At 70.3% G+C, this 25,745-nt stretch carries 19 protein-coding genes, 2 tRNA genes and 1 other RNA gene; 12 read left to right on the top strand and 10 right to left on the bottom strand.

Annotation, left to right across the window (positions count from 1 at the left end; translation table 11 throughout):
- Positions 1–99: 99 nt before the first annotated feature.
- Positions 100–172, top strand: a tRNA-Arg gene (locus tag RE421_RS09690).
- Here RE421_RS09690 and RE421_RS09685 read toward each other — a convergent pair.
- A complete protein-coding gene (locus RE421_RS09685) occupies positions 134–1,105 on the bottom strand; it encodes a LysR substrate-binding domain-containing protein (RefSeq protein ID WP_309817262.1) in 972 nt (323 codons plus the stop codon). The genes RE421_RS09690 and RE421_RS09685 overlap by 39 nt on opposite strands.
- A gap of 78 nt (positions 1,106–1,183) precedes the next feature.
- Between RE421_RS09685 and RE421_RS09680 the strand changes: the two genes are divergently transcribed.
- A complete protein-coding gene (locus RE421_RS09680; protein WP_309809183.1) occupies positions 1,184–2,935 on the top strand; it encodes an FAD-binding protein in 1,752 nt (583 codons plus the stop codon).
- 286 nt (positions 2,936–3,221) lie between these two features.
- Positions 3,222–4,700, top strand: coding sequence for a DUF2079 domain-containing protein (locus tag RE421_RS09675; protein WP_396134645.1), 1,479 nt, complete (start codon positions 3,222–3,224; stop codon positions 4,698–4,700).
- Between the two features lie 28 nt (positions 4,701–4,728).
- Here the strand turns inward: RE421_RS09675 and RE421_RS09670 are convergent, their stop codons facing one another.
- Together RE421_RS09670 and RE421_RS09665 are read right to left on the bottom strand one after the other, a co-directional pair.
- Positions 4,729–6,042 carry an acyl-CoA desaturase gene (locus RE421_RS09670; protein WP_309809179.1) on the bottom strand — a complete coding sequence of 438 codons (1,314 nt, stop codon included), beginning with the start codon at positions 6,040–6,042 and terminating at the stop codon, positions 4,729–4,731.
- Positions 6,043–6,107: 65 nt separating this feature from the next.
- On the bottom strand, positions 6,108–7,169 hold the full coding sequence (locus tag RE421_RS09665; RefSeq protein ID WP_309809177.1) for a ferredoxin reductase: 1,062 nt from the start codon (positions 7,167–7,169) through the stop codon (positions 6,108–6,110).
- Positions 7,170–7,228: 59 nt separating this feature from the next.
- Between RE421_RS09665 and RE421_RS09660 the strand changes: the two genes are divergently transcribed.
- Positions 7,229–8,542, top strand: coding sequence for a helix-turn-helix domain-containing protein (locus RE421_RS09660; protein WP_309809176.1), 1,314 nt, complete (start codon positions 7,229–7,231; stop codon positions 8,540–8,542).
- 825 nt (positions 8,543–9,367) lie between these two features.
- Positions 9,368–9,982, top strand: coding sequence for a hypothetical protein (locus tag RE421_RS09655; RefSeq protein WP_309809173.1), 615 nt, complete (start codon positions 9,368–9,370; stop codon positions 9,980–9,982).
- 148 nt (positions 9,983–10,130) lie between these two features.
- Here RE421_RS09655 and RE421_RS09650 read toward each other — a convergent pair whose 3' ends face one another.
- Genes RE421_RS09650 through mptB (RE421_RS09640) form a run of 3 tightly spaced genes read right to left on the bottom strand, consistent with a single transcriptional unit; the run spans position 10,131 to position 14,664 of the window.
- Positions 10,131–11,456 (bottom strand): glycosyltransferase 87 family protein, encoded by a 1,326-nt coding sequence (locus tag RE421_RS09650; RefSeq protein WP_309809171.1) that lies wholly within the window; start codon positions 11,454–11,456, stop codon positions 10,131–10,133.
- Positions 11,453–13,060, bottom strand: a complete 1,608-nt coding sequence (mptB, locus tag RE421_RS09645; RefSeq protein ID WP_309809169.1) for a polyprenol phosphomannose-dependent alpha 1,6 mannosyltransferase MptB — start codon at positions 13,058–13,060, stop codon at positions 11,453–11,455. The genes RE421_RS09650 and mptB (RE421_RS09645) overlap by 4 nt, the downstream gene beginning before the upstream one ends.
- Positions 13,057–14,664 (bottom strand): polyprenol phosphomannose-dependent alpha 1,6 mannosyltransferase MptB, encoded by a 1,608-nt coding sequence (gene mptB / locus RE421_RS09640; RefSeq protein WP_309809167.1) that lies wholly within the window; start codon positions 14,662–14,664, stop codon positions 13,057–13,059. Before mptB (RE421_RS09640) ends, mptB (RE421_RS09645) begins: the two co-directional genes overlap by 4 nt.
- Before the next feature lie 138 nt (positions 14,665–14,802).
- Between mptB (RE421_RS09640) and orn the strand changes: the two genes are divergently transcribed.
- The 5 genes from orn to def all read left to right on the top strand — a co-directional run bounded on the left by orn (position 14,803) and on the right by def (position 17,849).
- Positions 14,803–15,381, top strand: coding sequence for an oligoribonuclease (orn, locus tag RE421_RS09635; protein ID WP_396134644.1), 579 nt, complete (start codon positions 14,803–14,805; stop codon positions 15,379–15,381).
- Positions 15,382–15,464: 83 nt separating this feature from the next.
- Positions 15,465–15,540: transfer RNA gene (locus tag RE421_RS09630), tRNA-His, on the top strand.
- A gap of 112 nt (positions 15,541–15,652) precedes the next feature.
- Complete coding sequence (locus tag RE421_RS09625; protein ID WP_309809163.1) at positions 15,653–15,964, top strand: antibiotic biosynthesis monooxygenase; 312 nt, start codon at positions 15,653–15,655, stop codon at positions 15,962–15,964.
- Positions 15,964–17,190 carry an amidohydrolase gene (locus RE421_RS09620; protein ID WP_309809161.1) on the top strand — a complete coding sequence of 409 codons (1,227 nt, stop codon included), beginning with the start codon at positions 15,964–15,966 and terminating at the stop codon, positions 17,188–17,190. Before RE421_RS09625 ends, RE421_RS09620 begins: the two co-directional genes overlap by 1 nt.
- Before the next feature lie 56 nt (positions 17,191–17,246).
- Positions 17,247–17,849: a peptide deformylase gene (gene def, locus RE421_RS09615; RefSeq protein ID WP_309809160.1), complete on the top strand. Its 603-nt coding sequence runs from the start codon at positions 17,247–17,249 to the stop codon at positions 17,847–17,849.
- Positions 17,850–17,975: 126 nt separating this feature from the next.
- Here def and RE421_RS09610 read toward each other — a convergent pair whose 3' ends face one another.
- Positions 17,976–19,430 (bottom strand): glyceraldehyde-3-phosphate dehydrogenase, encoded by a 1,455-nt coding sequence (locus RE421_RS09610; RefSeq protein WP_309809158.1) that lies wholly within the window; start codon positions 19,428–19,430, stop codon positions 17,976–17,978.
- 278 nt (positions 19,431–19,708) lie between these two features.
- On the opposite strand from RE421_RS09610, the gene RE421_RS09605 reads away from it, so the two are divergent.
- Positions 19,709–21,685 (top strand): BCCT family transporter, encoded by a 1,977-nt coding sequence (locus tag RE421_RS09605; protein ID WP_309809156.1) that lies wholly within the window; start codon positions 19,709–19,711, stop codon positions 21,683–21,685.
- Positions 21,686–21,758: 73 nt separating this feature from the next.
- Here the strand turns inward: RE421_RS09605 and rnpB are convergent.
- An RNA gene (gene rnpB, locus RE421_RS09600) (RNase P RNA component class A) lies at positions 21,759–22,155 on the bottom strand.
- A 57-nt stretch (positions 22,156–22,212) separates the two neighbouring features.
- Here rnpB and RE421_RS09595 point away from each other — a divergent pair.
- Positions 22,213–23,028, top strand: coding sequence for a peroxide stress protein YaaA (locus RE421_RS09595; RefSeq protein WP_309809154.1), 816 nt, complete (start codon positions 22,213–22,215; stop codon positions 23,026–23,028).
- Positions 23,029–23,112: 84 nt separating this feature from the next.
- Here the strand turns inward: RE421_RS09595 and RE421_RS09590 are convergent, their stop codons facing one another.
- Both RE421_RS09590 and RE421_RS09585 read right to left on the bottom strand, forming a co-directional pair.
- The gene (locus RE421_RS09590; protein ID WP_309809153.1) at positions 23,113–24,555 is read right to left on the bottom strand and encodes an S-layer homology domain-containing protein; all 1,443 of its coding nucleotides are present in this window, start codon (positions 24,553–24,555) and stop codon (positions 23,113–23,115) included.
- A 129-nt stretch (positions 24,556–24,684) separates the two neighbouring features.
- The gene (locus RE421_RS09585) at positions 24,685–25,698 is read right to left on the bottom strand and encodes a reverse transcriptase-like protein (RefSeq protein ID WP_309809152.1); all 1,014 of its coding nucleotides are present in this window, start codon (positions 25,696–25,698) and stop codon (positions 24,685–24,687) included.
- Between the last annotated feature and the right edge of the window lie 47 nt (positions 25,699–25,745).

Raw genomic sequence — 25,745 nt, 5'->3', positions numbered from 1 at the left:
CGCCGGGGCGCACCAGCGCCGCACCGCCCGGCCGTGGACAACGCACCGGGATGCGGTGTCCTGTGCAGGAGCGGGCCCCCGGTAGAATGGACCCGCCCAGCCCCAGTAGCTCAGTGGATAGAGCAGGAGCCTTCTAATCTCTTGGTCGGGGGTTCGACTCCCTCCTGGGGCACTCGGGGGACACCCGCGAGACCAGCCCGTCCCCGCCGTCCGCGAGCGCATCCGCCGTGGACAGCAGCACGCGTTGCAGGGCGGCCGCGGCCCGGGTGGGGCTCACGTCCTGCCGCCGGGCCAGGCTGATGGTCCGGGTCAGCCGGGGCTGCACGAGGCGCACGGAACTCAGTCCGGGGCGGTCCTTGAGCACCATGGCCGGCACCAGGGCCACCCCCATCTTCAGCTCCACGAACCGCAGCACCGCGTCCATCTCGGCGCCCTCGAGCACCACTCTCGGGGTGAGGCCCGCGGCCCGGAACGCCTCGTCCAGGGTGGCGCGGAGGTCGTAGCTGGAGGGGAAGACGATCTGCGGCATCCGCGCGAGTTCGGCCAGCGTCAGCGCGTCCCGGCCACCGAACGGTGAGTTGCCGCCGCCGACCACCACGAGCTCCTCACTGAGCAGGGGGCTGTGGGCCAGGCTCGGGGCGGGCGCCGGGCGGGCCTGCGAGGTGATCACCAGCGCGAGGTCCAGGGCGCCGGCGGCCAGCTCCTCGATGAGTCCGCGCGATCCGCGCTCCGTCAGGTGCAGCTCGATCCCCGGGTGGTCGGCGTGGAAGGCGGCGAGCGCATCGGCCACCAGGCTCACGCACAGGGTGGGCGTGGCACCGAGGCGGACCCGTCCCCGCCTCAGGTCCGTCAGCTCGGCCATCTGCCGGCGGATATCCTCCGCGTCGGCCAGCATCCGCCGGGCCACGGGCCACAGCGCCTCCCCCGCGGCGGTCAGCGTGATGTGGCCGCGGGCCCGGTGGAAGAGCTCGGAGCCGAGATCGTGTTCCAGGCCGGCGATCTGCCGGCTCAGGGAGGGCTGGGTGAGGTGCAGCGCCTTCGCGGCCCGGGTGAAATGCCCCACCCGGGCCACCTCCACGAAGCCCCGCAGCTGCTCCAGGTTCATGGTCATAGCCAAAGCGTATCGTCTCCACTCAAACTATTCATTGGAGTAATGAAGACGGATCTTCCTACGCTGACTCCCATGACACGAACAGCAGTCTCCACAGCAGCCACGGAACGCCTGATCTCGACCACCGTGCTGGTGATCGGCACCGGCGGCTCCGGCCTCCGCGCCGCCATCGAGGTGGCCGAACAGGGTGTGGACGTCCTCGCCGTGGGCAAGCGGCCGCGGCAGGACGCGCACACCTCCCTCGCGGCCGGCGGCATCAACGCCGCCCTCGGCACCATGGACGCCGAGGACACCTGGCAGCAGCACGCCGCGGACACCCTCCAGGAGAGTTACCTGCTGGCCAACCCCCACACGGTGGAGATCGTGGCGCGCAACGCCGCCGAGGGCATCGCCGACCTGGATCGCTACGGCATGGCCTTCGCACGGGAGGAGGACGGCCGGATCTCCCAGCGCTTCTTCGGCGCCCACACCTTCCGCCGCACCGCCTTCGCCGGCGACTACACCGGTCTGGAGATCCAGCGCACCCTGGTCAACCGGGCCGAGCAGCTCGACGTGCCGATCCTCGACTCCGTCTACATCACCCGGCTGCTGGTGCAGGACAACGTGGTCTTCGGCGCGTACGGCTTCAACCTCAACACCGGCACCCGCTACCGCATCCACGCCGACTCCGTGATCTTGGCCGCCGGCGGGCACAACCGCATCTGGCGCCGCACCTCCTCCCGCCGTGACGAGAACACCGGGGACTCGTTCCGGCTGGCCGTGGAGGCCGGGGCCCGGCTGCGGGACCCGGAGCTGGTCCAGTTCCACCCCTCCGGCATCATCGAGCCGGAGTCCTCCGCCGGGACCCTCATCTCCGAGGCCGCCCGCGGCGAGGGCGGCATCCTGCGCAACGCCCTCGGGGAGCGCTACATGTCCAGGTACGACCCGGAGCGGATGGAACTCTCCACCCGCGACCGGGTGGCTCTGGCGGGCTACACCGAGATCCAGGAGGGCCGTGGGACGCCGAACGGCGGGGTCTGGCTGGACATCTCCCACCTGCCGCGCGAGACCATCATGACGCGGCTGCCCCGCGTCTACCAGACCATGATGGAACTGCAGATGCTGGACGTCACCCGGGACCCCATCGAGATCGCCCCCACCGCGCACTACTCCATGGGCGGGGTCTGGGTCTGCCCCGAGGACCACAGCACGGAGGTGGAGGGCCTCTACGCCATCGGCGAGGCCTCCTCCGGCCTGCACGGCGCCAACCGGCTCGGCGGCAACTCGCTGATCGAGCTGCTGGTCTTCGGCCGCATCGTGGGGAGGGCTGCCGTCGTCCACTCCGCCGGACTGGACTCCCAGCGCCGCTCCGCCGACGCCTTGGCCCAGGCCCGCGCCGAGGTTGACGGACTACTCGCCGCGGACGGCCCCGAGAATGTCCGCGCCCTCCAACGGGCCCTGCGCGACACCATGACCGAACATGCCGGCGTGGTCCGCAGCGAGGAGGGCCTGAACGCCGGGCTGCGGGAGCTGGCCCAGATCGAGGCACGCATGGAGCACGTGGGCATCCACCCGGACATCGCCGGCTACCAGGACCTGCAGCACGCCTTCGACCTCAAGGCCTCCGCCCAGGCCGCCCGGGCCACCCTGGAGGCCGCCCTCGAACGCCGTGAGACCCGCGGCTGCCACAACCGCAGCGACTACCCGGAGATGGATCCGCAGCTGCAGGTCAACCTCGTCTGGTCCCCCACCGCCGGCGTCGTCCGCGAGGAGATCCCGGAGGTGCCCGCGGAGATCTCCGCGCTGTTCAAGGAGGTCTCCCTCCAGGGCAAGCTGGTCGAGTAGCCCCCGACGGCGGCGCGCCCGCCGGATGCCCCCGCCCGGTCCCACGCGGGTCGGCCGGGGGCGCCCGCCTCCGGTCATTACGATGGTGGGGATGTCCCCGTCCCGAACCAGAAGGTGGCCTGTGCCCCGGACCCCCGCCCCTGACGCCTCCCCCGGCGCCACCTCCGCCCGCGCGCCCGGCCCTCCGCCCCGCTGGGTCATCGGCCGGCAGCCGGCCCGGCGGGACGGGGCCGTGGACACGGCGCCACGCACCACACGCCGGCAGTGGCTCCAGCTCGGGGCGGTCATGGCCGCCGCGGCGGCGCTCTACCTCGTCCACTCGTTCCTGCGGTTCCGGAACTTCGAGGCCAAGGGCTACGACCTGGGCATCTTCGACCAGGCCGTGCGCCAGTACGCCCTCTTCCGAGAGCCGATCGTCCCGATCAAGGGCGTGGACTTCAACATCCTCGGGGACCACTTCCACCCGATCCTCGTGCTGCTGGCCCCCCTGTACTGGATCTGGGACGACCCACGGATGCTGGGGATCGCCATGGCCCTGCTCCTGGTCTCCTGTGCCATCCCCGTCTACCTCTTCGCCCGGCGCCGCTGCGGGCACCTGCCGGCGCTGCTGGCGACCGCGGGCCTGCTGCTGTGGTGGCCGTTCCAGGCCATGGTCAACTGGGACCTGCACGAGATCACCCTCGGCGTGCCGATCATGGCCTGGGTCATCTGGGCCATCGACGCCCGGCGATACTGGCTGGGATTCGGCCTGTCCCTGAGCCTGCTGACCGTGCGCGAGGACATGGGGGTCACCGTGCTGGCCATCGCCCTGGTCTTCGCGATCAAACGGGCCTGGGCGCCTGCGGTGCTCTCCGCCGTGGCCGGGGTGCTGGGGTACTGGTTCGCCACCTCCGTGGTGATCCCGCACTTCTCACCCGAGGGCGAGTTCGGCTACTGGCAGTTCACGGCGCTGGGCCCTGACTTGGGCTCCTCGCTGCAGTTCATGGTCACCGAGCCCTTCGCCGCGGCGGCCGTCCTCTTCGACCACCCGCTGAAGATCGGCCTGTGGCTGCTGCACTTCGTGCTGCTGTGGCTGCTGCCGTTCCTCTCCCCCTACGCGCTCATCGGCGCCCCCATCCTGCTCTCCCGGCTCTTCAACGACCGGCTCAATGTGTGGAGCCCCGTCTACCAGTACGACGCCATCCTCGGCGTCCTCTTCCTGATGGCCGCCCTCGAGGCCCTGGGACGGATCGTCGCCTGGCGCGGACGGCGCCGGGCCGCCGAGGAGGCACCGCGCCACGGCGAGCCGGACACCGTGGCCGCGGGCCGGCGTCGTGCACCGCAGGCGCGCGTGTTCACCGTCTTCACGGCCGTGTTCCTGGCCGCGGGCGTGGCCGGCACCGCGTTCTTCCCGCAGGTCTTCCCGTTGCACCGGACGGTGACCGGTCAGAACTGGCAGATGACCGAGTGGGCCCACGCGCTGAACCGGGCGGTGGAGTCCATCCCGGACGGCGTCTGCGTGGAGGCCGCGGACAACGCCGTGCCGCACCTGGTGGACCGCACCTACGTGGGCCTACACGGGGACATGGGCGACGACCTGGCCACCTGGATGATCATCGACACGACGGTGGAGGAGCTCGGCGGCTGGGACCCGCTCACCCCGGACGAGGCCCTGGCGCGCGCCGAGCGGCTCGGCTACGAGACCGTCACGCAGGACGACCACGGCATCTGGGTGCTGCACCGTGACCGGCCGGTGGACCCGGTCTGCGCGGACTACGTTCCCTAGCCCGGACTGGCACCGGCTCAGTCCCGGCTCAGTCCCGGTTGGGCAGGGCCAGGCGGAAGATCTTGCCCCAGGTGGAGCCGATCTGCCGGTGCAGGGGCCCGATGTTGTAGGGCAGGCCGTAGCGCTCGCAGATCTCGCGGACCTGCACGGCCACCTCGGCGTAGCGGTTGGACGGCAGGTCCGGGAACAGGTGGTGCTCCACCTGGTGCGAGAGGTTGCCGGTCATGAAGTGCATGGCCTTGGACCCGGAGATGTTGGCGGAGCCGATCATCTGCCGGACGTACCAGTCGCCCCGGGTCTCGCCCTCGACCATCTCCTCGGTGAACGTCTCCGCGCCCTCCGGGAAGTGGCCGCAGAAGATCACGGCGTGCGCCCAGATGTTCCGCAGCCCGTTGGCGGTGCCGGTCGCCAGCAGGGCCGCGAGCCCGGATCCGGTCAGCAGCTGGGCGGCGAACGGCGTGGCGGCGTAGTCCTTGGCGAACTGCCGGGCGGCCTTGGCGCCGACGACCTTGAGGTCCCGGGCCAGCTCGGCCTTGGACTTCTCCCCGGTCTTGACCCGGTCCAGTTCCAGGTCGTAGAGCGCGATGCCCCATTCGAAGACGGGAGCCAGGCCGGCGTTGATGACCGGGTTGAGGATGTGCTTGGGCTCCCAGGGCTGGTCCCGGTCCATGCGCAGCACGTTGTAGCCGACGTCCCGGTCCTTGCCGATGACGTTGGTCCAGCGGTGGTGCATGTCGTTGTGGGTGTTCTGCCAGGACTTGGACGGGGTGACGAAGTCCCACTCCCACGTGGTCGAGTGGATGTCCGGGTCCCGCATCCAGTCCCACTGGCCGTGCAGCACGTTGTGCCCGATCTCCATGTTCTCGATGATCTTCGCGACCGTCAGCATGGCGGTCCCGGCCACCCAGGCCAGTTTGTTGTTCGCCCCGAGCAGGCAGGTGCGGCCGGCGAACTCCAGCCCGCGCTGGACGCGGATGACCTTGCGGATGTAGGCCGCATCCTGAGCCCCGCGCTTCGCCAGGACAGCGTCCCGGACGGCGTCGAGCTCCCGGCCGAGTTCGGCCACCTGGGCATCGGACAGGTGCGCCGCCGCCGGCGGGCGCACGGTGGGGCTGCCGGTGGCGGCCAGGGCGCCGGCGCGCGCGGCACCGGCGGCGGGGGCACCGGAGACCGGGGCACGACGCCGGCCCGCCGACTCCGCCTGGTCCGGCACCGCGCGCTGCGGTTCCCCGGAGGGGCCCTTGCCCCGGCCGGGGGCCCAGCTGACAGTGTCCGGTCCGTCGATGGTCTTGCCGGTCTTGGCGGCCTTGCGGGATGCGGCGATCTTGGTCGTCAGGGTCATGCTGCTCCTTGGGGGTGGGAGGCGGAACGTCTGTGGAGTCTGTTGAGTCTGTTGAGTCTGTGGGGCTACAACGCGAGGCTCACCGGCCCGGCGGCGGCGCTGACACAGGTCTGGATGAGCTCGCCGGGGTCGCCGTGCACCTCGCCGGTCCTGAGGTCGGTGACCTGGCCGGACCGCAAGGGCACCAGGCAGGCGTGGCAGATGCCCATCCGGCAGCCGCTGGGGGCCGCCACGCCGGCGTCCTCGGCCACCTCGAGCAGGGGCAGGTCACCGGCAGCCTGGACCTCCAGGTCCGAGTTCTCGAAGATCGCCACGCCGCCGGCCCCGGCGACGCCGGCCGTCAGGTCGGCCTGGAACCGCTCGATCCTCAGCCCCTCGGCCCCGGGGCCGACCTCGCGTGACCAGAGGCCCTCGGCGTCGTCCAGGAAGCCGGTGGGGCCGCAGGCGTAGGCGGCCCGCTCCCGCCAGTCGGGGCACAGCCCGTCCATGGCCGCCGATCCCGTGAGATCGAGCCGCCCCGACTCGGCGGTGAGGTGGTGGTGGACCCGCAGGCCGGGGAACTGCTGGGCCAGCTCCTCCAGCTCCTCGCGGAAGGCGGAGTCCGCACGGGTGCGCACCGAGTGGACCAGGACCACGTCCGCGTCAGGACGGCGCGCGACCAGCGTGCGGATCATGGACATCACCGGGGTGATGCCGGACCCGGCGGTGAGCATCAGCAGCGGCCGGGGATGCTCGGGAAGGGTGAAGTCACCCTCGGGCCTGGCCAGGAACAGCACGTCGCCGGGCTCGGTCTCCCGGACCAGGGTGCCGGAGACCGTGCCGATGTCCGAGACGGTGATCTCCGGGTCGGCCCCCGCAGCGGCGGAGAGGGAGTACGAGCGCCACTGGCGCACGCCGTCAACGTCCACCCCGATGCGGGCCCACTGGCCGGCCTCGTGGGCCCTCCACCCGGAGCCGGCGCGGAAGGAGATCGTGGCCGTCCCGGGGGCGGGCCGCTCGACCCTCGTCACGATCCCGCGGAGCTGCCGGGAGGAGTGCACCGGGTCCAGCAGGGCGAGGAAGTCCTGGGGAGAACGCGGGGTGGAGAGGACTGAGGAGAACAGGGACAACAGGGAACGACCGGCCATTCGTCCAGCGTATTCGCCTGCAGGGCTAATTTCTGCACCGCTCGGATACGATTGTCACCATGAACTTGTCCCCCCAAGACAATCCCTCGCCCCATCCCCTGGCCGGCGGCCCTCCGGCCCCGACGGTGGGAGACACCTCCGGGGCCCAGCGTTCCCGCGGTCCCGGGGAGGCCGGCGCGCAGGACGTCCCGGGACCACCGTGGCAGTCGCTGCCCCCGGAGCTGGCCGAGCTGTTGGCACCGGCGGTGCCGGCCGTCGTCGAGCAGATCATCGATGCCGTGCCGAACCAGATCCCGGCCTACCAGATCGCCCGGACCGAGCGGTTCAGCGAGGTGCTCTTCCTGGGCGTCCAGGGCGCGCTGGAGCAGTTGCTCTCCCTGCCGGGGACGGCCGACCCGGCCCTGAACGAGGAGTCCCGTCAGTTGGTCTCGGCCCTCGGTGCCGGGGAGTTCCGCCAGGGCCGGAGCATGGACGCGCTGCTCGCCGCCTACCGGACCAGCGCCCGGATCACCTTCCGCGGACTGTCCGAGGCGTGCGCCCGCCAGGGGATGGCCATGGAGGTGGTGGTGGACCTCGGCGAGACGATCCTCGCCTACATCGACGAGCTGTCCGCCGTGAGCGTGCAGGCCTATGCGGTGGAGCAGTCGGCCCACGCCGGCGCCCTGGAGCTGCGCCGCGCCGATCTCGTGGCGGCCCTCGTGGGTGGAGGCGTCGAACTGCCGGAGGTGCGCCGCCTGGCCTCGGGAGCCGACTGGCACCTGCCCCAGCAGATGGCGGCGGTGGTGCTCCCCCTCGCCGCGGCGGCAGGCGTCCGCAGCCGGCTGGGCACCTCCGGGATCGTGGTCGAGCGGGAGTCCGAGGCGACCGCCATCGTGGCCGTGTCCCAGGCCGAACGGCTCCGGTCCCGACTGCAGGAGGTGTTCGCCGGCACCGGGGCCGTGCTGGGCCCGCCCGTCGCGTGGGACGGGGTGCCGCACTCCCACCGAGTGGCCCAGCTCGTGGCCGCCCAGCTGGACGAGCCGGAGGCAGGCCAGCCAGCGTTCGCCTCGGACCACCTCGCGCTGCTCGTCCTGGGGTCCGAACCGCAGGTCATGGCGGATCTCGCCGCCCGCCGGCTGGCCCCGCTGGAGACCCTCGGCCCCGCCAAGCGCCGCGTGCTGGAGGAGACCCTGCTGCTGTGGCTCCTGCACTGGGGCCAGCGCCTCCCGGTGGCCCGGGAGCTCGGCATCCACGCCCAGACCGTGGGCTACCGGGTGGCCCGGCTCAAGGAGCTGTTCGGGGAGGGGCTCGATGACCCCCAGGTGCGGTTCGAACTGGAACTCGTGCTGCGTGCCCGCAGGGTGTCGGAGGACCAGGCGAGCAGGCCGGAGTGAGTGACGTGCCCTCGTGGCACGCCTCGTCGCACCCCCTGACGGACCTACTGACGGGTCATGCTGAAATCCGGGTGTCGCGCGCAGAACCCGACGCGACCCCCGGAGAACCGCATGACGAACCAGCGCTCCGCGGCCTATTGCCGCACCGGTCCGGGCGTGTGTTCAGGCTGAGGCCTCTGGCCGTCGTCGGAACCGCCCCCCCTACTCCACAGTGGACCGCTTTCGCTGCCTCGTCCACACCGGGCTCGGACTGGGATCCCCCACCAACGGGCACCGGTCGAGCATGGGAGCGTGTCCCGACTTGTCCCCCTCTCCCCCGAGACCGCGTTCTCCGCTCCCGAGCCCTCCGGCGCCGAGCCGATGCTCCTGTCTTCCCAGGGTGATCCGTGGCGAAGTGAAGTCCTGGCCCACCGGGCTCGGAACGGTCAACTCGTGCGATTGGCCCGCGGAATCTACTGCGGCCTGGAGACCTGGCTCCGTTCCCCACCCTGGGACCGCCATCTGCTGGCCGTCGTCGCCCACGCCAGGTCCCGCAACCGAGAGGTAGTGTTCTCCCATCGAACGGCCGCCGTCCTCCATAGCCTGCCCGGTGAGGACATCCCGGACGTCATCCACACCCGCGCCACCTCACGAGGGGGATCCGGCCGTTCAACGTCGCGCAGTCCGTATCTCAACGCGCCAGCGGCTTCACGACTGGCCGCCTCCTTGCGAGGCGAAGGCGTCCGGCTGGCCCGCGGCACGCTGCCCGCCCTTCCCGTCACGAAGGCGCTCTGGAACATTCCGCCGACATACCAGGATGCCCGACCCGAGTTCGAGGTGATTCCGGTGCACCTCGGCGATGGACGGTTCGTCGGTCACGTGCTGGCGGACACCATCGAGTGGGCGTGTGCCAGCGTCTTCAGTACCGAGTCCCTGGTCGGCACCGTGGCCATCGCCGACCACCTGCTCCGCCACCATCCCGAGGCGTTCGCCGCCACCGCCGCCCTGGTCGAGGACCTGCCCCTCCCCCGGGCCGGGCTTCTCCGAGCCCGTCACGCGATGTCCTTCGCCGATCCCCGATCCGAGTCCCCCAAGGAGTCCATGAGCAGGGCACTCATCCACCAGCTGGGGTTCGAGGTCCCCGAACTCCAGTACCGGGTCGTGGACGCCAACGGCCATGAGGTGGCCAGAGCCGACTTCCAGTGGAAACGCACGACAGTGCGGTCGAGAGCCCTGCTCGGCGAATTCGACGGTCTATGGAAGTACGGGGCCGATCTGTCCGGACCGAACGGCGGTGCCGACGCCCTCGAGCGCGAGAAGAAGAGGGAGTTGATGCTGGCCCGACTCGGCTATGACGTCGTGCGGTGGATCGACAGCGACCTCACGGACCCTCCGGCCTTCGCCCGTTTGCTCACGGAGAACGGGGTGCCGCTTCAGGAGTCTCGAGCGCCGTGTGGGTGATGTCAGAGCTCGGGGCCTGCGTCGGACTGGCATCCCATCATCCGGTGATCCGGGTGTCGTGCCCGGAACCCGACGCGACACCCGGATCACCGCATGATGACTGTTGACGGTCATGGACGATGGTGGGGAGCACTCCCGCGAGGTGACGTCACCCGATCCGGACGGGGCCTCTCCCGGCCGGAGGCAGCAGGAACCGGTCGGGTTCGGCGGCCACCACTCCCGCCGAGGGATCGGGGCGGGGAACCAGATCCCGTTCGGGATGGCGGATGTCCCGGATGACGGACACGCAGATCCAGATCACGGCGGCCATGTGCAGCACGATCCCGGAGCCGTACCAGAGGGGGATCCACAGCGCCCCGCCGCCGAACTCGCCCTCCGAGGTGATCCGGGCGGACTCCATCCACACGCCGCCCCAGTGGTAGACCTCCACGGCCTGCCAGATCCAGAACTGCCGCCAGTCCGGCCGGGCCAGCACCACCAGGGGGATCAGCCACATCACGAACTGCGGGGAGTAGACCTTCCCCAGCAGGATGAACGCCGCCACGATCAGCAGGCACAGCTGCGCCATCCGGGGACGGTGCCGCGAGGACAGGCCCAGATACGCGATCCCCAGGCAGCACAGCGCGAAGAGGCCGTTGGAGATCAGCGAGAACGCCTCTCCGGACCAGCCGGTCCAGGTGAAGGCCAGCCACAGGGAGGAGAAGGACACCTCGCGGTCGCCCGAGAACGTGTAGAACCGGCTCCACTGGTCGAAGGCGGTGAGCATGAAGGGGAGGTTCACGGCCAGCCAGGCCACCACGCCCGCCGCCAGGGACTTGAAGAACACCCCGAGCCGTCCGGCCCGCCAGCACAGCACCAGGATGGCGCCGAAGAAGAACAGCGGGTACAGCTTCATGGCGGCCCCGAGGCCCAGGACCAGCCCGGCCAGGACGGGGTGGCTGCGGGACCACAGCAGCAGCCCGAGGGCGGCCAGCATGACGGCCCACAGGTCCCAGTTGAGGAAGGAGGTCAGGATGATCCCCGGGGCCACGGCCACCATGAGGGCGTCCTTGGACCGGCCTCGCGCGGTGTAGGCCGTGGCCACCACCAGGATGAGCCAGCAGATCAGGGCGCCGACGGCATTGACGTCGAAGTAGGTGACGGTGCGCTCCAGCAGGGTGCCCCCCTCCGGGACGAACCAGGCGCTCACCCCGGCCACCACCGCCAGCAGTGCGGGGTACTCCATCCACTGGTCCTCCGGCAGGGGCGTGTAGAAGGGGAAGTAGCCCTCGGCCAGTCCGCGGGTGCCGAAGAGCTGCCCGAAGTCCGAGTAGCACATATGGATGTGCACCCCGGGTGCCTCCCAGCCGTTGATGCGGCACCACTGCTTGGACAGCAGGGCGATCACGGCGGCCAGCAGGGTGGCCCCCACGAGCACGAGCAGCAGCCGGCGGTCCGGGCCTGCTGTCGGGGCGGCGGGTCCGGTCTGGTTCACGGCAACTCCTGGGGGGTGGTGCTTCTGGGGTGTCGGCGGGACCGCCACCGGGGGGCAAGGGGGAACAGGGTGGACGTCTTGGGGTCCAGGAAGACAATGAACACCATATAGGTGAGGCCGACGGCCGCCGTGGTGACCCGCACCCAGAACAGGGAGATCCACTGGGCCACGGACAGCTGGTCCACCACGCCGATGACCACGAGCACCATGACGAGAAGGTACAGCGTCCACACGGGCCACCCGCCCCAGCGCCGGATCACCGCGAACAGCGGCAGGACCCAGAGCAGGTACCAGGGTTGGATGATCGGAGCCAGCAGGACGGCGGCGAGCAGGGCCAGCCCGGTGGCCAGGACGGGGTGCACCGGCCGTCGGGTCAGGGCCAGCCAGGCAGTGAACCCGACGGCGGCCACCTTGCCGAGGGTGTAGACGACGTCGGCCACGGGCCGCACCCCGGCCCCGGTCAGCCAGTCCACGAGCCAACCGATCCCGAGGCCCAGCAGCCCGAAGGGGGCGTACGGGAAGGCCGCATCGCCCTGGCTCAGCATGGCCGGGATCCAGCCGAACCACAGTCCCGTCAGGCCACCCGTGCCCACCAGCACTGCGGCGGCCACCGCGAGGCACAGCGCCCAGACGTTCAGCCGGGCCCCCCAGCCGGGCCGGTCCCGCAGCATGAGCAGGCCGGCGAACGGCAGGGCGATGACGGTCAGCGGCTTGATGGCGATGGACAGGCAGACCAGGACCAGTCCGGCGAGGTTCCGCCACCGGCTGGAGCCGGGCCCGATCAGGACGAATCCGGCCAGCAGCAGCCCCACCATGAGCGAGTCGTTGTGGACGCCGGCGATCATGTAGAGCGCGAACAGCGGATTGGCCACCGAGATCCACACTGACCATCCGGGCTCGGTCCCGAAGCGACGCGCCAGCCGGGGCACCGCCCACAGGCACAGGGCCAATCCCGCCACGGACACCGCACGGAACAGCAGGAAGGACGGCTCGGGGCTTCCCCCCGTCACGAACCAGACGGCCCGGGACATCAGGAGGAACAGCGGGCCGTAGGGAGAGGGAGACTCGGCCCAGATCGAGTCGGCGCCCTGCATGAACCACCCCGGCAGCTCGGAGATCCAGTCCTCGTACGGGTTCAGTCCGGCATGCAGGAGCCGCCCCTGGCTGAGGTAGGAGTAGACATCCCGGGAGAACACGGGGAAGGCGAGCATCAGCGGGGCTGCCCACAGCCACGTGGCGCGGGTGACGGTGGGGCCGGCGGCGTCCCACCGTCCCTCGAGCCGCTGCCCCAGCCGCAGCCAGGCCCGCACCAGCAACAGGGAGCCCAGCACCAGCAGGATGGCGCAGGCCACCACGCCCACCGGTTCCACGCGCAGCGGGTTGAGCACGGTGGTCCGGGCGAAGAGGGACGTCGGGGTCATCGCCAGCCAGCCGACGCCCCACGAGCCGACCATGATCAGCACTGAGCCGATGAGCCCCTGCCACAGGCTGGGGGCCGGCTGGTGGTCCGGGCCGCCCACCAGCCGGCGGGTGATCGGCGACTCACCCAGGCGGCGGCGCAGTCCCTCCAGCCGTCCGGGCGCAGCACTTCTCTGTTCCGTCACGAGGAGGTCGGCTCCGACGGCTCCGAACGCTCCGTGAGCTCCGACGCCACCGGCGGCTTCCGGTGACGCCGTCCGCGCAGGCGCTCGGCGGTGCGGCGCAGGGCGGGACGCACGTGCCACTCCTCCTTCAGGATGGAGCTCGTCCACGGATCCAGCAGCAGGATCCACAGCATGCAGGCCCAAGACAGGAAGGTGGACAGGTGGGCCAGCTGGTCCCCGATGCCCAGGAACTGCCACACGAACAGCTGGTCGGCGGCCCCGAAGGCGACGAAGAAGGCCACCGTGAACACGACCCACTTCAGCTGCCAGTCGCTGCGGATGCCGATCACGGCGAAGAACGGCAGCAGCCACAGCAGATACCAGGGCTGGATGATCGGGGTGAGCACCACCAGGGCCGTGAAGGCCCACGTCATCCGCTGCATCAGGTGCTCGTGACGGCCACGGAACATCAGCCAGATGACGATGAGCACGGACAACAACCGGCCGGCCGTCTTGAACCCGTCGAGCACCCAGTGGTTGGCGAGGCCGAGGGAGTCGAGGATCACCTTGGTGGCCTCCGCGAGGATCCCGACCGGCGACCACGGCACAGACCCCGTCCCAGTCCCGAGCATGACCGTCAGCCAGCCGAAGCCGAACTCGTTGAGCAGCCCGACCACCACCATGACGCCCCCGGCGATCCCCGCGGTGAGCACCCAGTAGCCGAAGCGCCGGGCCCAGCTGGCCCCGCGGCCGGCCCAGAGCAGGCCGATGAAGGGCAGCAGCACCATGGTGATCGGCTTGATGCCCAACGAGGCCGTGACGAGCAGGACCCCCGCCAGCCCGCGTCCGGTGGCCGCGTACCAGACGCCGGCGACCGCCAGCCCGGCCATGAGGGCGTCGTTGTGACCGGAGGCCACGAAGCTGATGAGGAACAGCGGGTTGGCCGCCGTGATCCACTGGGCGCGGGCCCCGTCGGTGCCCAGGAGTGCGGCCAGCTTCGGGACGTACACCATGATGAGCACCACGCCGGCCACGGCCACGAGGCGGAACAGGAAGATGGCCAGGTCCGGGTCGTCCGGTCCGGCCACCGCCATGACGAGCTGCTCGATCCACAGGAACATCGGCCCGTAGGGGGTCTCGGTCTGGGCCCAGGTGGTGTCCGCGCCCAGCTGGAACCAGTTGGAGAGCGTGGAGATGCCGTCCTCGTAGGGGTCCTGGCCCGCGAGCATGAGCCGGCCCTGGCCGAGGTAGGCGAAGATGTCCCGGGAGAAGATCGGCAGGCAGGCCAGCAGCGGCAGGATCCAGGCCGCCGTCGTGAGGTTGACGATCCGCAGGGAACCCGGCCCGAAGGGCCGCAGCACCGTGCCCAGGCGCAGCCACCCCCAGAACATCAGCCAGCAGCCCAGCGTCAGCACCACGGTGCCGGTGATGACCCCGGTCTCGGTGGTGCGCCAGGGAATGAGCCAGGCCCAGCGGTTGATCGGGGAGACCGAGGCGAGCCAGCCCACGGACAGCGAGCCGGCCGTCACCGCGAGGGAACCGATGAAGCCGATCACGGCGGGAACCCAGACGGAGACGGTCCAGGTGGCGGACACGGGTTCCGTCCGGGTGCTGGGCACGCTCATCGCAGGCGGGATCCTTCCGTGCTGTGGGCGGCTGACCCGTAGCCCGCCGCGGGCATCCCACAAACTACCACCGGCGCTCAGGCTACTGTGGGAGGCGTGGCAGCTACAGCAGAGAACCTCGTGTGGATCGATTGTGAGATGACCGGGCTGGACCCCGTCGCGGACGCGCTGGTGGAGATCGCCGTGCTGGTGACGGACGCCGAACTCAACGTGCTCGGTGAGGGTGTGGACGTCGTCATCAGACCCCCGCAGGCGGCGCTGGAGCAGATGGTCCCCTTCGTGCGGGACATGCACTCCTCCTCCGGGTTGCTGGACCGGCTGGGCGACGGCGTCTCGCTCGCCGAGGCGTCCGAGGCCTGCCTCGCGTACATCACCGAGCACTGCCCCACCCCGGGCAAGGCGGTGCTGGCCGGCAACTCGGTGGGCCAGGACAAGCTGTTCCTCACCCGGGACCTGCCCGCCATCACGGACCACCTGCACTACCGGATCGTGGACGTCTCCACGCTCAAGGAGCTCGCCCGCCGCTGGTACCCCAAGGCCTACTTCCAGGCCCCGGCCAAGACGGGGGGCCACCGCGCCCTCGGGGACATCGTCGACTCGATCAACGAGCTGCGCTACTACCGCGAGGCCGTCCTGGTGCCCGCTCCCGGCCCGGACTCGAAGGCCGCCCAGCGGATCGCCGCCGGTCTGCAGACCGTCACGTCCCCCGGACACTGACGCCCGGTGCGCGTGGTTCGAGGCCCGGCGGAAACCGTGTAGGATAGAACGCGCTGTCACGGTCGGTACGCCGACCGAGCATGGTGGGTATAGCTCAGCTGGTAGAGCGTCTGGTTGTGGTCCAGAAGGTCGCGGGTTCAAGCCCCGTTACTCACCCCACCGCGTCGGCCCGGTCCTGGACCCAGGACCGGGCCGACGCCGTTTCAGCCCCTCCCGGCTGGCCTAGGATGGCCCCATCGGAACCGTCCGCCCGCCGAAAGGTCCCCCTGACATGAGCGTCGTGAAGATCAATGCGATCAGCGTCCCCGAGGGCTCCGGCCCGGAGCTGGAGGCGCGCTTCGCCGCCCGCAAGCACTCCGTGGACGGCTCCCCCGGCTTTGAGGGCTTCCAGCTACTGCGCCCCACCGCCGGGGAGGACCGCTACTTCGTGGTCACCCAGTGGGCCACCGAGGCGGACTTCCAGGACTGGCGGGAGAACCGCGCCGCAGCTGCCCACGGCGGCCCGGACGGTGGGGACGGCGAGCAGCGGAAGCCCGTCGCTACGGGGGCGGCGCTGCTGGAGTTCGAGGTCGTGGACCTCTGATGACCGGGGCCGGACTGCTGGACGCCGTGGCGGGTCAGCTGGAGTGGCAGCGCGGGCTCTACCGCCACTTCCATCGCCATCCGGAGCTGAGCCTGGCCGAGCATGGGACCGCCGAGCGCATCGAGGCCGAGCTCACCGGGCTGGGACTGGACGTGCAGCGGATCGGCGGGACCGGCGTCGTGACCGTGCTGGAGAACGGGGCGGGCCCCACCGTCCTGGCCCGGGCGGACATCGACGCCCTGCCCGTCACCGAGGCCACCGCCCTGGAGTACGCCTCCACCGTGGAGGGCGTGATGCACGCCTGCGGGCATGATCTGCACCTGGTCGCCCTGCTCGGGGCGGTCCGGCTGCTGGCCGGGCATCGGGACGCGTGGTCCGGCACCTACATCGCGGTGTTCCAGCCGGCCGAGGAGAACGCCGCCGGCGCCCAGGCGATGCTCGATGACGGCCTCGTGGACCGGATTCCCCGGCCCGACGTGGCCCTGGCCCAGCACGTCATGCCCGCCGAGGCCGGCACCATCGGCACCGCCGCCGGTCCCGTGCTCTCCGCCGGTGACTCGCTGAGGATCACGGTGTACGGCCGCGGCGCCCACGGATCGATGCCGCACACCGCCGTGGACCCGGTGGTCCTGGCCGCCTCCATCGTGTTGCGCCTGCAGACCATCGTGTCCCGTGAGACCGAGCCCGGGCAGTTCGCCGTGGTGACCGTGGGTGCCTCCAACGCCGGCTCGAAGTCCAACATCATCCCGGACCGCGCCGAGCTGCTGGTGAACCTGCGCACCTACGACACCACCGTGCGCGAGAGCATCATCACCTCGATCGAGCGGATTGTCCGGGGCGAGTGCGCGGCGGCCGGTTCCCCGCAGGATCCGGTCTTCGAGTACTACGACCAGTTCCCGCTGACCGGCAATGACGAGACCACGAACGACACGGTCACCCGCGCCCTGCGGGAACATTTCGGAAGCGGGGCGCTCTTCGAGGCCACGCCGGCCACCGCCTCGGAGGACTTCAGCAGGCTGCCCGACGCGTTCGGGATCCCGTACGCCTACTGGTTCGTCGGTTCGGTGCCCTCGGAGACCTACCGCGAGGCGGTGGCGGCCGGGACCGTGTCCTCGGCCATCCCGGCCAATCACTCCCCCTCCTTCGCCCCGGCCATCGATCCCACCCTGGAGATCGCCACGAGGGCTCAGACCGTGGCAGCCCTGGCCTACCTGGCCGTTCGCTAGAATCAGCTCCGGCGTCCGCAGCGTGACGCCACCGCAGCGAAGGAGTCCACACCGCCATGACTGTCCGTCCGATCACCATCCACGGGGAGCCCGTCCTGCACCGCCGGGCGGCCGATGTCACGGAGATCACCGATCAGATCCGGACCCTCGTGGCGGACATGTCCGAGACGCAGGACGCGGCCCGCGGCGTGGGACTGGCGGCCCCTCAGGTGGGCGTGGGGCTGCGCATCTTCACCTGGACGTTCGAGGACTCCGGCGACGCCCCGCCCCGCGGCCACGTCATCAATCCGGTGCTGACCCGGATCGGCAGGACCTCCCAGGAGGACCCCGACCCGGACGAGGAGTCCGAGGGGTGCCTGTCCGTCCCCGGGTACAGCTTCCCACTCAAGCGCTCCGACCACGTGCGGTTGACCGGCATCGACGTGGACGGCGCGCCCATCGACTTCGAGGCCACCGGGTGGTTCGCCCGCATCATGCAGCACGAGTTCGACCACCTCGACGGCTACCTCTACGTCAACCGACTCAACGGCAAGTGGACTCGCCGGTGGAAGAAGTCGCTGCGCCGCGAGGGCTGGACCGTGCCCGGCAACACCTGGCTGCCCGGCGTGGACGCCGATCCCTTCGGCCATGATGAGGCGCACGCCGGGGAGAACCCCTAGAACAGCCGGAACGACGTCGGCCCCCCCCCCCCCCCCCCCCCCCCCCCCCCCCCCCCCCCCCCCCCCCCCCCCCCCCCCCCCCCCCCCGACGTCGTGGTCTGGGTGGTCCCGGTGTCCGGGCCCGGCTCAGCCCTTCGGGAAGGCCGGGACCGCGTCCCCGGCCATCTCCTCGATGACGCGGACGACCTGGCAGGAGTAGCCGAACTCGTTGTCATACCAGACGTAGAGCACCGCATTCTTGCCGCCGTTGACGATGGTGGCCAGCCCGTCCACGATCCCGGCCCGGTTGGAGCCGACGAAGTCCGAGGAGACGATCTCCGGGGAGTTGATGTAGTCGATCTGGTTGCGCAGCTGACCGGTCAGGGACTCCTCCCGAAGCCGGGCGTTGAGCTCCTCCACGGTGGTCTCCTGCTGCAGGGCCAGGTTGAGGATGGCCATGGAGACGTCCGGGGTGGGCACGCGGATGGCGTTGCCGGAGAGCTTGCCCGCCAGCTCCGGCAGGGCCTTGGCCACGGCCTTGGCCGCACCGGTCTCCGTGAGGACCATGTTCAGGCCGGCGGCGCGGCCGCGGCGGGAGCCCTTGTGGAAGTTGTCCGTGAGGTTCTGGTCGTTGGTGTAGGCGTGCACGGTCTCCACGTGGCCGTAGTCGATGCCGTACTCGTCATTCAGGACCTTCAGCACCGGGGTGATGCCGTTCGTGGTGCAGGAGGCGGCCGAGAGGATGGTGTCCTCGTCGGTGATGTCGCCCGTGTTGACGCCGAACACGATGTTCTTGATGTTGCCCTTACCCGGCGCGGTCAGCAGGACCTTGGAGGCACCCGTGGCCTGCAGGTGCTGGCCGAGGCCGTCCTCGTCCCGCCAGCGGCCGGTGTTGTCCACCACGATCGCGTCCTGGATGCCGAAGGAGGTGTAGTCCACGGTGGCCGGGTCGTTGGAGTAGATGACCTGGATGACCGTCCCGTTGGCGGTGATCGTGTTGTGCTCCTCATCCACGGTGATGGTGCCCTCGAAGGGGCCGTGGATGGAGTCGCGGCGCAGCAGCGAGGCGCGCTTGACCAGGTCGTTCTCGGAGTTCTTGCGGACCACGATCGCGCGCAGCCGCAGCGAGGACCCACCGCCCTCGTGGGAGAGGATGATGCGGGCCAGCAGGCGTCCGATGCGGCCGAAGCCGTACAGGACCACGTCTCGGGGGGCCTTGACGCCGTCTCCGCCGCGACCGGCCACGTCGGCCAGCTCGGTGTTGAGGAACTCCTGCAGGTCGCCGCCGGCGGAGCGGTAGGCGGCGGCCAGCCGGCCCAGGTCGATCGAGGCGGCGCCCAGGTTCATGCCCGCGAGGGCCTGGACCATGGGGTAGGTCTCCTCGACGGGCAGCACGGCCTCGTCGATCTGGCGCGCATAGCGGTGCGCCTTGATGATGTCGATGACGCCCTTGTGGACGAGCTGGCGGCCGTAGATGCTCGTGATCACGTTGTTGTCCCGGTACAACGAGCCGATCAGCGGAACCATCCGCTCGGCCAGCTCCTCCCGGTGGTTCCAGGTGGCGTGCTGGTCCTGCGCGGTTCCGTTGGTCTTGTCTGCCACGGTAGGTCCTTCCCTTGTGTCCGTACCGTCCCCTGTGGCGGCCACGGCGGAGCCCAGTCTAGTGAATCCGTGGCCTGATGCGGTCCCGGTGCCGCCATGCGACGGATTCGTCCTGGTGGTCTGCGGCACGTTCGGCGGCAGGCAGGTACTGACAGCCTTGTCATTTCTTGTTTGACTCAATGCACCACCTTCCTGAAGGGTGACTCGGAACCCACCCATGAGTTCACCGCCCCTCGCACCTGGGGCGGCCACCTTCTCCTGACCATGTGAGGCACGGTATGTCTAACTCGGACCACGACCCTTCGCTGACCGCCGAGGAGGCGTCCCCGCCGGCGGGCGCCACGGCACCGGCAAGCACGGGCGACCAGGTGGAACACATTCCCCTCTCCGCCCGGATCCAGGAGAACGACTCCGACGACGAGATCACCGAGAAGCTCAGGCTCCAGGGTGTCCGACTCCGTGCCGGGACCATCGCACCGGCCGTCTTCTGGCCGTCGCTGATCATCGTGGCCGCCGTAGCCGTCCTCGCGATCACCCTCCCCGGCCCCACCGGCGAGGTCCTGACGAACATCCAGGGCTGGATCACCACGAACCTCGGCTGGTTCTACATGTTGGCCATCGGCATCTTCATCGTGGTGGCTCTCGTCATCTGTTTCTCCAAGTTCGGCAGGATCACCCTCGGCCGTGATGGGGAGAAACCGGAATTCGGAGTGCTGTCCTGGTTCGCCATGCTGTTCGCGGCCGGTATGGGCATCGGCCTGGTCTTCTACGGGGTCGGCGAGCCCCTGGGCTATGCCACCACCACGCCGAAGCCCGGCTGGCCCGGCACCGAGACCGGTGCTGACGGCGTGACCTCCATCATCCCCGGTCAGGAGCATGCCGTGGCGATGTTGGGCATGGCGCAGACCTTCGTGCACTGGGGGCTGCACCCGTGGGCCATCTACGCCGTCATCGGGCTGGCCGTGGCCTACGCCATCCACCGCCGCGGGCGCCCCGTGTCCATCCGCTGGGCACTCGAACCGATCCTGGGTGATCGAGTCAAGGGCTGGATGGGCGACATCATCGACATCCTGGCCATCTTCGGCACGATCTTCGGCATCGCCACCTCGCTCGGGCTCGGCGTCCAGCAGATCGGAGCCGGCCTGGCGGCAATGGGTGTCGTGGAGGCCCCTGACCAGTGGCTGCTGATCGTCCTGATCATCGTCATCACGCTGCTGGCCACCACGTCCGTGGTCTCCGGGGTGGGCCGGGGCATCAAGTGGCTGTCCAATATCAACCTCTCGATGGCCGCCGTCCTGATGATCTCCGTGCTCCTGCTGGGGCCCACGCTCTTCCTGTTCCAGAATCTCGTCCAGTCCTTCGGGGTCTACCTGGCCGAGGTCCTGAACATGACCTTCGACGTCGGCGCCTACACCGGCGAGGCCGGTGCGGCCTGGGGCGCGAGCTGGACCATCTTCTACTGGGGCTGGTGGGTCTCCTGGGCACCCTTCGTGGGCGTGTTCATCGCCCGCATCTCCCGGGGCCGCACCGTCCGCCAGTTCATCGCCGGCGTGCTGCTCGTGCCCACCGTCGTCGGCATCATCTGGTTCTCCATCATGGGTGGAACCGGACTGTGGCGGCAGCTGTTCTCAGATGATCCGATCGTGCCCGAGGGCGCTGACGAGTTCGGCGTGGAAGCGGCCCTGTTCGATGTCCTCGGCGGGCTGCCCCTCGGGGGCGTGCTGTCCGTGATCGCCATCTTCCTGATCGCGATCTTCTTCATCACCTCCTCGGATTCGGGCTCCCTGGTGGTGGACATGCTGGCCTCCGGCGGCCACCCGAACCCGCCGATCTGGTCCCGCGTGCTATTCGCCATGTTGGAGGGCGCTCTCGCCATCGGCCTGCTGCTGGCTGGCGGACTGGGTGCGCTGCAGGCCGCGTCCATCGCGACGGCACTGCCCTTCAGCCTCATCCTGCTGGCCATGTGTTTCGCCATCGTCAAGGCGCTGAAGAGGGACCAGGACGCGATCGACGCGCGCGAACGCCGGCTCCGGTACCAGCAGATCAGCGAGCGGCTCTCCGAGGACTTCGACGACGCCTTCGGTGAGCAGGTCGACCACCGCATCGACTACCGGCTGTCCCGGACCACCGGGTTCCGGGAGCGCCGTCGGGAGGCGGATGCCGACACCCTGACGGCGAAGCAGGCGACTGCCACCACGCCGAAAGCGGATCCAGAACAGCAGCGTGGGCGCTTCGGGCGCCGACGCAAGGAGTAGGAGAAGGGTGCTCCCTCCGCGACGAATCCCCCGTCGGGCCCTCGGGCCGGCGGGGGATTCGTCGTACGTGGAGTGGGACAGGCTGGCTTGTACGCCGGGTTCTGTACCGGGGGCGGTCACCCGCCTCCCAGCGACGGCCATCCATCTAGGCCCGCCGTTGCCGACGGGCTCGAGCGGCCAACCCGGATGCTCGGGCGGGCAGCCCTCGAACACATCCTGTTCGGCCTTGCTCCGGATGGGGTTTACCGAGCCGATCCGGTCACCCGGACCGCTGGTGGTCTCTTACACCACCCTTTCACCCTCACCGGGGCCGCGGCGGTGCGGACACCGTCGCGGACCAGGCGGTCTGCTTTCTGTGGCACTGTCCTGCGGGTTACCCCGAGTGGGCGTTACCCACCATCCTGCCCTGTGGAGCCCGGACGTTCCTCACGGCGCCGTCACCGGCGCCCTGCGGCCGTCCGCCAGCCTGTCCCGGCGCACCAGTCTACGCGGACGCGAGAGGGCCGGGCACTGGCTAGGCTGTTTCGGTGCTCATCCTGTTGCCGCCCTCCGAGGGCAAGACCGCTCCCCGTTCCGGCACACCCCTGGACCTCGCCTCCCTCGTCCTGCCCACGCTGGCCGGTGAGCGGACCACGGCCATGGGCATCCTCGCCGCTGTCTCCTCCGCACCGGATGCCGCCAAGGTGCTGGGCGTCGGCGAGACCGTGCGGGCGGACATCGACGCCAACCTGGTGCTCATGGAGTCGCCTGCTGCCCCGGTCCACCAGGTGTTCACCGGGGTGCTCTACGACGCCCTCGACTATGCCTCGCTTCCGGAGACCGCCCGCCGGCGGGCCCGCGAGAAGGTCCTCGTCTTCTCCGGCCTGTTCGGGGTGCTCTCCCTGGGTGACCACATCCCGAACCACCGCCTGTCCGTGACCAGCTCCCTGCCCGGGCTGGGCCGCATGTCCAGCTGGTGGAAGCCGCGGCTCACCCCTGCGCTGGATGCCCACGCCGAGCACACCGGTGTCATCATCGACGGCCGCTCGGGTGGCTATGCGGCGCAGTGGAAGGCCCCCGCAGCGACCACGGCCACCGTGGACGTCTTCCAGATCCGTAAGGGTGAGCGCAAGGTCGTCTCCCATTTCGCCAAGTACACCCGTGGCCTGGTGGCCCGTGAACTGCTGTTGGCCGGCCCCCGGGTCGTGACATCACCCGAGTCCGCCGCGGAGGTGATCGCGGCCGCCGGTTCCGCCGAGGGCACCCACGACTGGTCCGTGGACCTCGTGCCGGGAACCGGAGCGAAGCCGTCGAGTCTGCAGATCACCCTTCCGGACGAGCACACCACCGTCGGAGGAGCCTGACCACTGGTGGGCGGGAGTCGGCGGGATCGGTCGATGAGCCTGAGCCCGGGTCGCCTTCTGCCGAAACGTGACTGGTTCCCCCGTTCAGCGGGAGGCGAGCACCTCGGCGAGCCTGGCCGGCCCTGAGGGGGCGATCTCCCAGTGATCCAGGCCCGGCTTGATGGTCAGGGAGGTGTCCATGCCCAGGCCCGAGTAGAAGGCAGCACCGAGGCGGGCGGCGTGAACGGCGTCGAAGTCTCCGGAGGCCCCGCCACGGGATGGGGTGTCGTCGGCCCCGACCACCCAGTGCATCTCGTAGTTCCTCATCAGGGTGCTGGAGATCGGGCGGAGCGGTGCCTGCTGTCCGTAGATCCCGCCACCGGCCACCAGCACGGCCGCCCCACCGGTCCACCCGGCGGAGTGGGAGTTCATCATGTGCCGGGCGACCGTGTCGGCTCCTCCGGAGTAGCCGGTCCAGTACACCTGGTTCAAGTCCAGGTTGTACTTCCGGCCCAGGTCCTTCAGCAGGTCGGCGGCGTATTGACCGGAGGTGTCCTTCCGCCACCAGGTGTCGGTGGCCCGGTCCGGCGTGCTGGGGACGACGAGCATCAATCCGTGCTGCTCGGCCAGCTTCTCGTAGGCCGGGACGGTGGACCACTGGGGTTGCCTGTACTCGAAGCCGCCGTCGCCGTGCAGGTGGATCATGATGCCGTGCGGCGTGGACGCGTTGAGGTGCCCGGCGTACAGGTGGTACTGGGAGCTGGTGGTGCCGTTGCTGAAGGGGACGGCCTGGGCGTCCCGGTAGGCGCCGCCCGTGCCACCGGTGGCGTTGACGGGTCCGGAGGCCTGGCGGACCGGGACCGTGTAGGTCGGCGGAGTGCCGTTCACCCGGGTCTCGAGGGCGTAGAGGAACTGGGCGGATTCCCCGCGGGTGACGGCACGGTGGGGGCGGAAGGTGCCGTCGGCGTAGCCGGAGACCATTCCGGTGGCGTGGAACCAGGTGGCCGGGGTGTAGAAGTGGTCTCGAGTACTCAGGTCCGGGAACGGTGACGTGGTGGGGGCGGTGACCCCCTGGCCGGACATGCGGTAGAGGAAGGCGGACAGTTCGCCGCGCGTGATGGGCCGGTCGATGCCGAAGGTGCCGTTGGCGTAGCCGGTGGAGTAGCCCTTGGCCTGCATCCAGGAGACCGCGGTGAAGGCGGAGCGGGAGGCGGGAACGTCGGTGAAGTCGATGCGGGTGCCGGCGCTGTGCGCTTCGCCGGAGAAACGGTAGAGCAGCTGGGCGGTCTCCCCGCGGGTGATCTGCTGATGCGGGGCGTAGGACCCGTTGGAGTAGCCGGTGCTGATCTGTTCGCAGCGCAGCCAGGTGATGGGCTCGTAGAAGCTCGCCCGGCTGGGGACGTCGGTGAAGTCCGGGGTGGCGCAGGCCGTGGTGGTCGCGGCGTCGGCTGCGGGGGCAGTGCTGGCGGATACGGGCCCTGCCAGGGTGATGGTGATGGCCAGGAGGGCCATCACGCCGGCGATCCGGCGGCGGTGCGTGATGAGCATGGTGTTCCCTCGGTGATGACACGACAGGGCACTCGTGGCGCCCTCCGCCGAGAACTATGCGGCCATCCGTTCCGCGGCGGTCGCTTTCGACCTGCCGGCAAGCGGGTGCGCGTCCGGGTACGGCGAGGACTAGGCCGGGTCGGCGACGAGTTCGACCTCGAAGCCGTTCGGCGCCTCCAGGTAGGCCGCGTAGTGGCTCCGCCCACCGGCGAAGGGATGCCGGTCCGCGAACAGCAGGGTGAAGCCACGGCTCTGGGCGGCGTCGGTCAGGGCATCGACCTCCGTCCGTGAGCCGGCATGGAACGCCACGTGGTTCAGTCCCGGCCGAAGCCGGTCGTGACCGCCGGCACCGACCTGCGGGCCCGATTCCAAGACGAGGTATTCCCCCGCCCCCTGGTAGCTGGTCCCTTCGGACCATTCGCCGCTCACGACGTAACCGAGCTCCTGGAACAGCCAGCCCAGGCTGGACCGTGCTGCCTCGAGGTCCTCCACCCAGATCTCCACGTGGTGCAGTCGCCCCGCACGCCGCGGGAGCACGACGCCGGCCGGGGCACCGTCCGCTGCGGGTTCCGGCACCCGCTCCGCCGGGGCGGGCGGGCCGGCGTCGTGGGCGGACGCGGGTGAGGGGGCGGACGCGGGTGAGGGGGCGGACGCTGGCGCGCTCCCGGTCACCTTGAGGCCCGATCTCGCCTTGACCCACTCGGTGCCCGCAGCACCGGCGTCCATGGCCTCGTTGGAGAGCAGGTCGGCGTCCTTGTTCTTCGCGCGCGGGATCCACTCATAGGTGACCTGGCCGGCGGGAAGGATGCCGCGGGCCTCGGCGGCCAGCTTCTGCATGTCCGCATGCTTGATCTTCCAGCGCCCGCTCATCTGCTCCACCACCAGCTTGGAGTCCAACCGCACGTGCACGGCGGCGTCCGGGTCGATCTGCCGGGCCATCCGCAGTCCGGCGATCATGCCCGAGTACTCCGCCACGTTGTTCGAGGCGCGGCCCAGCGGCTGGGCCTCGATGTCCAGGACCGCTCCGGTCTCAGGGTCGCGCACCAGCGCACCGTAGCCGGCCACACCGGGATTGCCGCGGGAACCGCCGTCGGCCTCGACATAGAGGAGACGGCCGGTGGAGGGGGTGGACTGCTGGGGCACGCGGAGATCTCCTGTGGACGGTGCGGACGGTGTGGGTGAAGCGGGAT

This window comes from Citricoccus sp. I39-566 (assembly GCF_031432995.1).
GTDB lineage: Bacteria > Actinomycetota > Actinomycetes > Actinomycetales > Micrococcaceae > Citricoccus > Citricoccus nitrophenolicus_A.
This window is presented reverse-complemented; position numbering and strand designations above follow the sequence as displayed.

What these genes read in the sequence shown, in the direction of transcription:
- RE421_RS09685 (WP_309817262.1), bottom strand. Translation starts at nt 1,105, where the DNA reads ATGAACCTGGAGCAGCTGCGGGGCTTCGTGGAGGTGGCCCGGGTGGGG.
- RE421_RS09680 (WP_309809183.1), top strand. Translation starts at nt 1,184, where the DNA reads ATGACACGAACAGCAGTCTCCACAGCAGCCACGGAACGCCTGATCTCG.
- RE421_RS09675 (WP_396134645.1), top strand. Translation starts at nt 3,222, where the DNA reads ATGGCCGCCGCGGCGGCGCTCTACCTCGTCCACTCGTTCCTGCGGTTC.
- RE421_RS09670 (WP_309809179.1), bottom strand. Translation starts at nt 6,042, where the DNA reads ATGACCCTGACGACCAAGATCGCCGCATCCCGCAAGGCCGCCAAGACC.
- RE421_RS09665 (WP_309809177.1), bottom strand. Translation starts at nt 7,169, where the DNA reads ATGGCCGGTCGTTCCCTGTTGTCCCTGTTCTCCTCAGTCCTCTCCACC.
- RE421_RS09660 (WP_309809176.1), top strand. Translation starts at nt 7,229, where the DNA reads ATGAACTTGTCCCCCCAAGACAATCCCTCGCCCCATCCCCTGGCCGGC.
- mptB (WP_309809167.1), bottom strand. Translation starts at nt 14,664, where the DNA reads ATGAGCGTGCCCAGCACCCGGACGGAACCCGTGTCCGCCACCTGGACC.
- orn (WP_396134644.1), top strand. Translation starts at nt 14,803, where the DNA reads ATGACCGGGCTGGACCCCGTCGCGGACGCGCTGGTGGAGATCGCCGTG.
- RE421_RS09625 (WP_309809163.1), top strand. Translation starts at nt 15,653, where the DNA reads ATGAGCGTCGTGAAGATCAATGCGATCAGCGTCCCCGAGGGCTCCGGC.
- RE421_RS09620 (WP_309809161.1), top strand. Translation starts at nt 15,964, where the DNA reads ATGACCGGGGCCGGACTGCTGGACGCCGTGGCGGGTCAGCTGGAGTGG.
- def (WP_309809160.1), top strand. Translation starts at nt 17,247, where the DNA reads ATGACTGTCCGTCCGATCACCATCCACGGGGAGCCCGTCCTGCACCGC.
- RE421_RS09605 (WP_309809156.1), top strand. Translation starts at nt 19,709, where the DNA reads ATGTCTAACTCGGACCACGACCCTTCGCTGACCGCCGAGGAGGCGTCC.
- RE421_RS09590 (WP_309809153.1), bottom strand. Translation starts at nt 24,555, where the DNA reads ATGCTCATCACGCACCGCCGCCGGATCGCCGGCGTGATGGCCCTCCTG.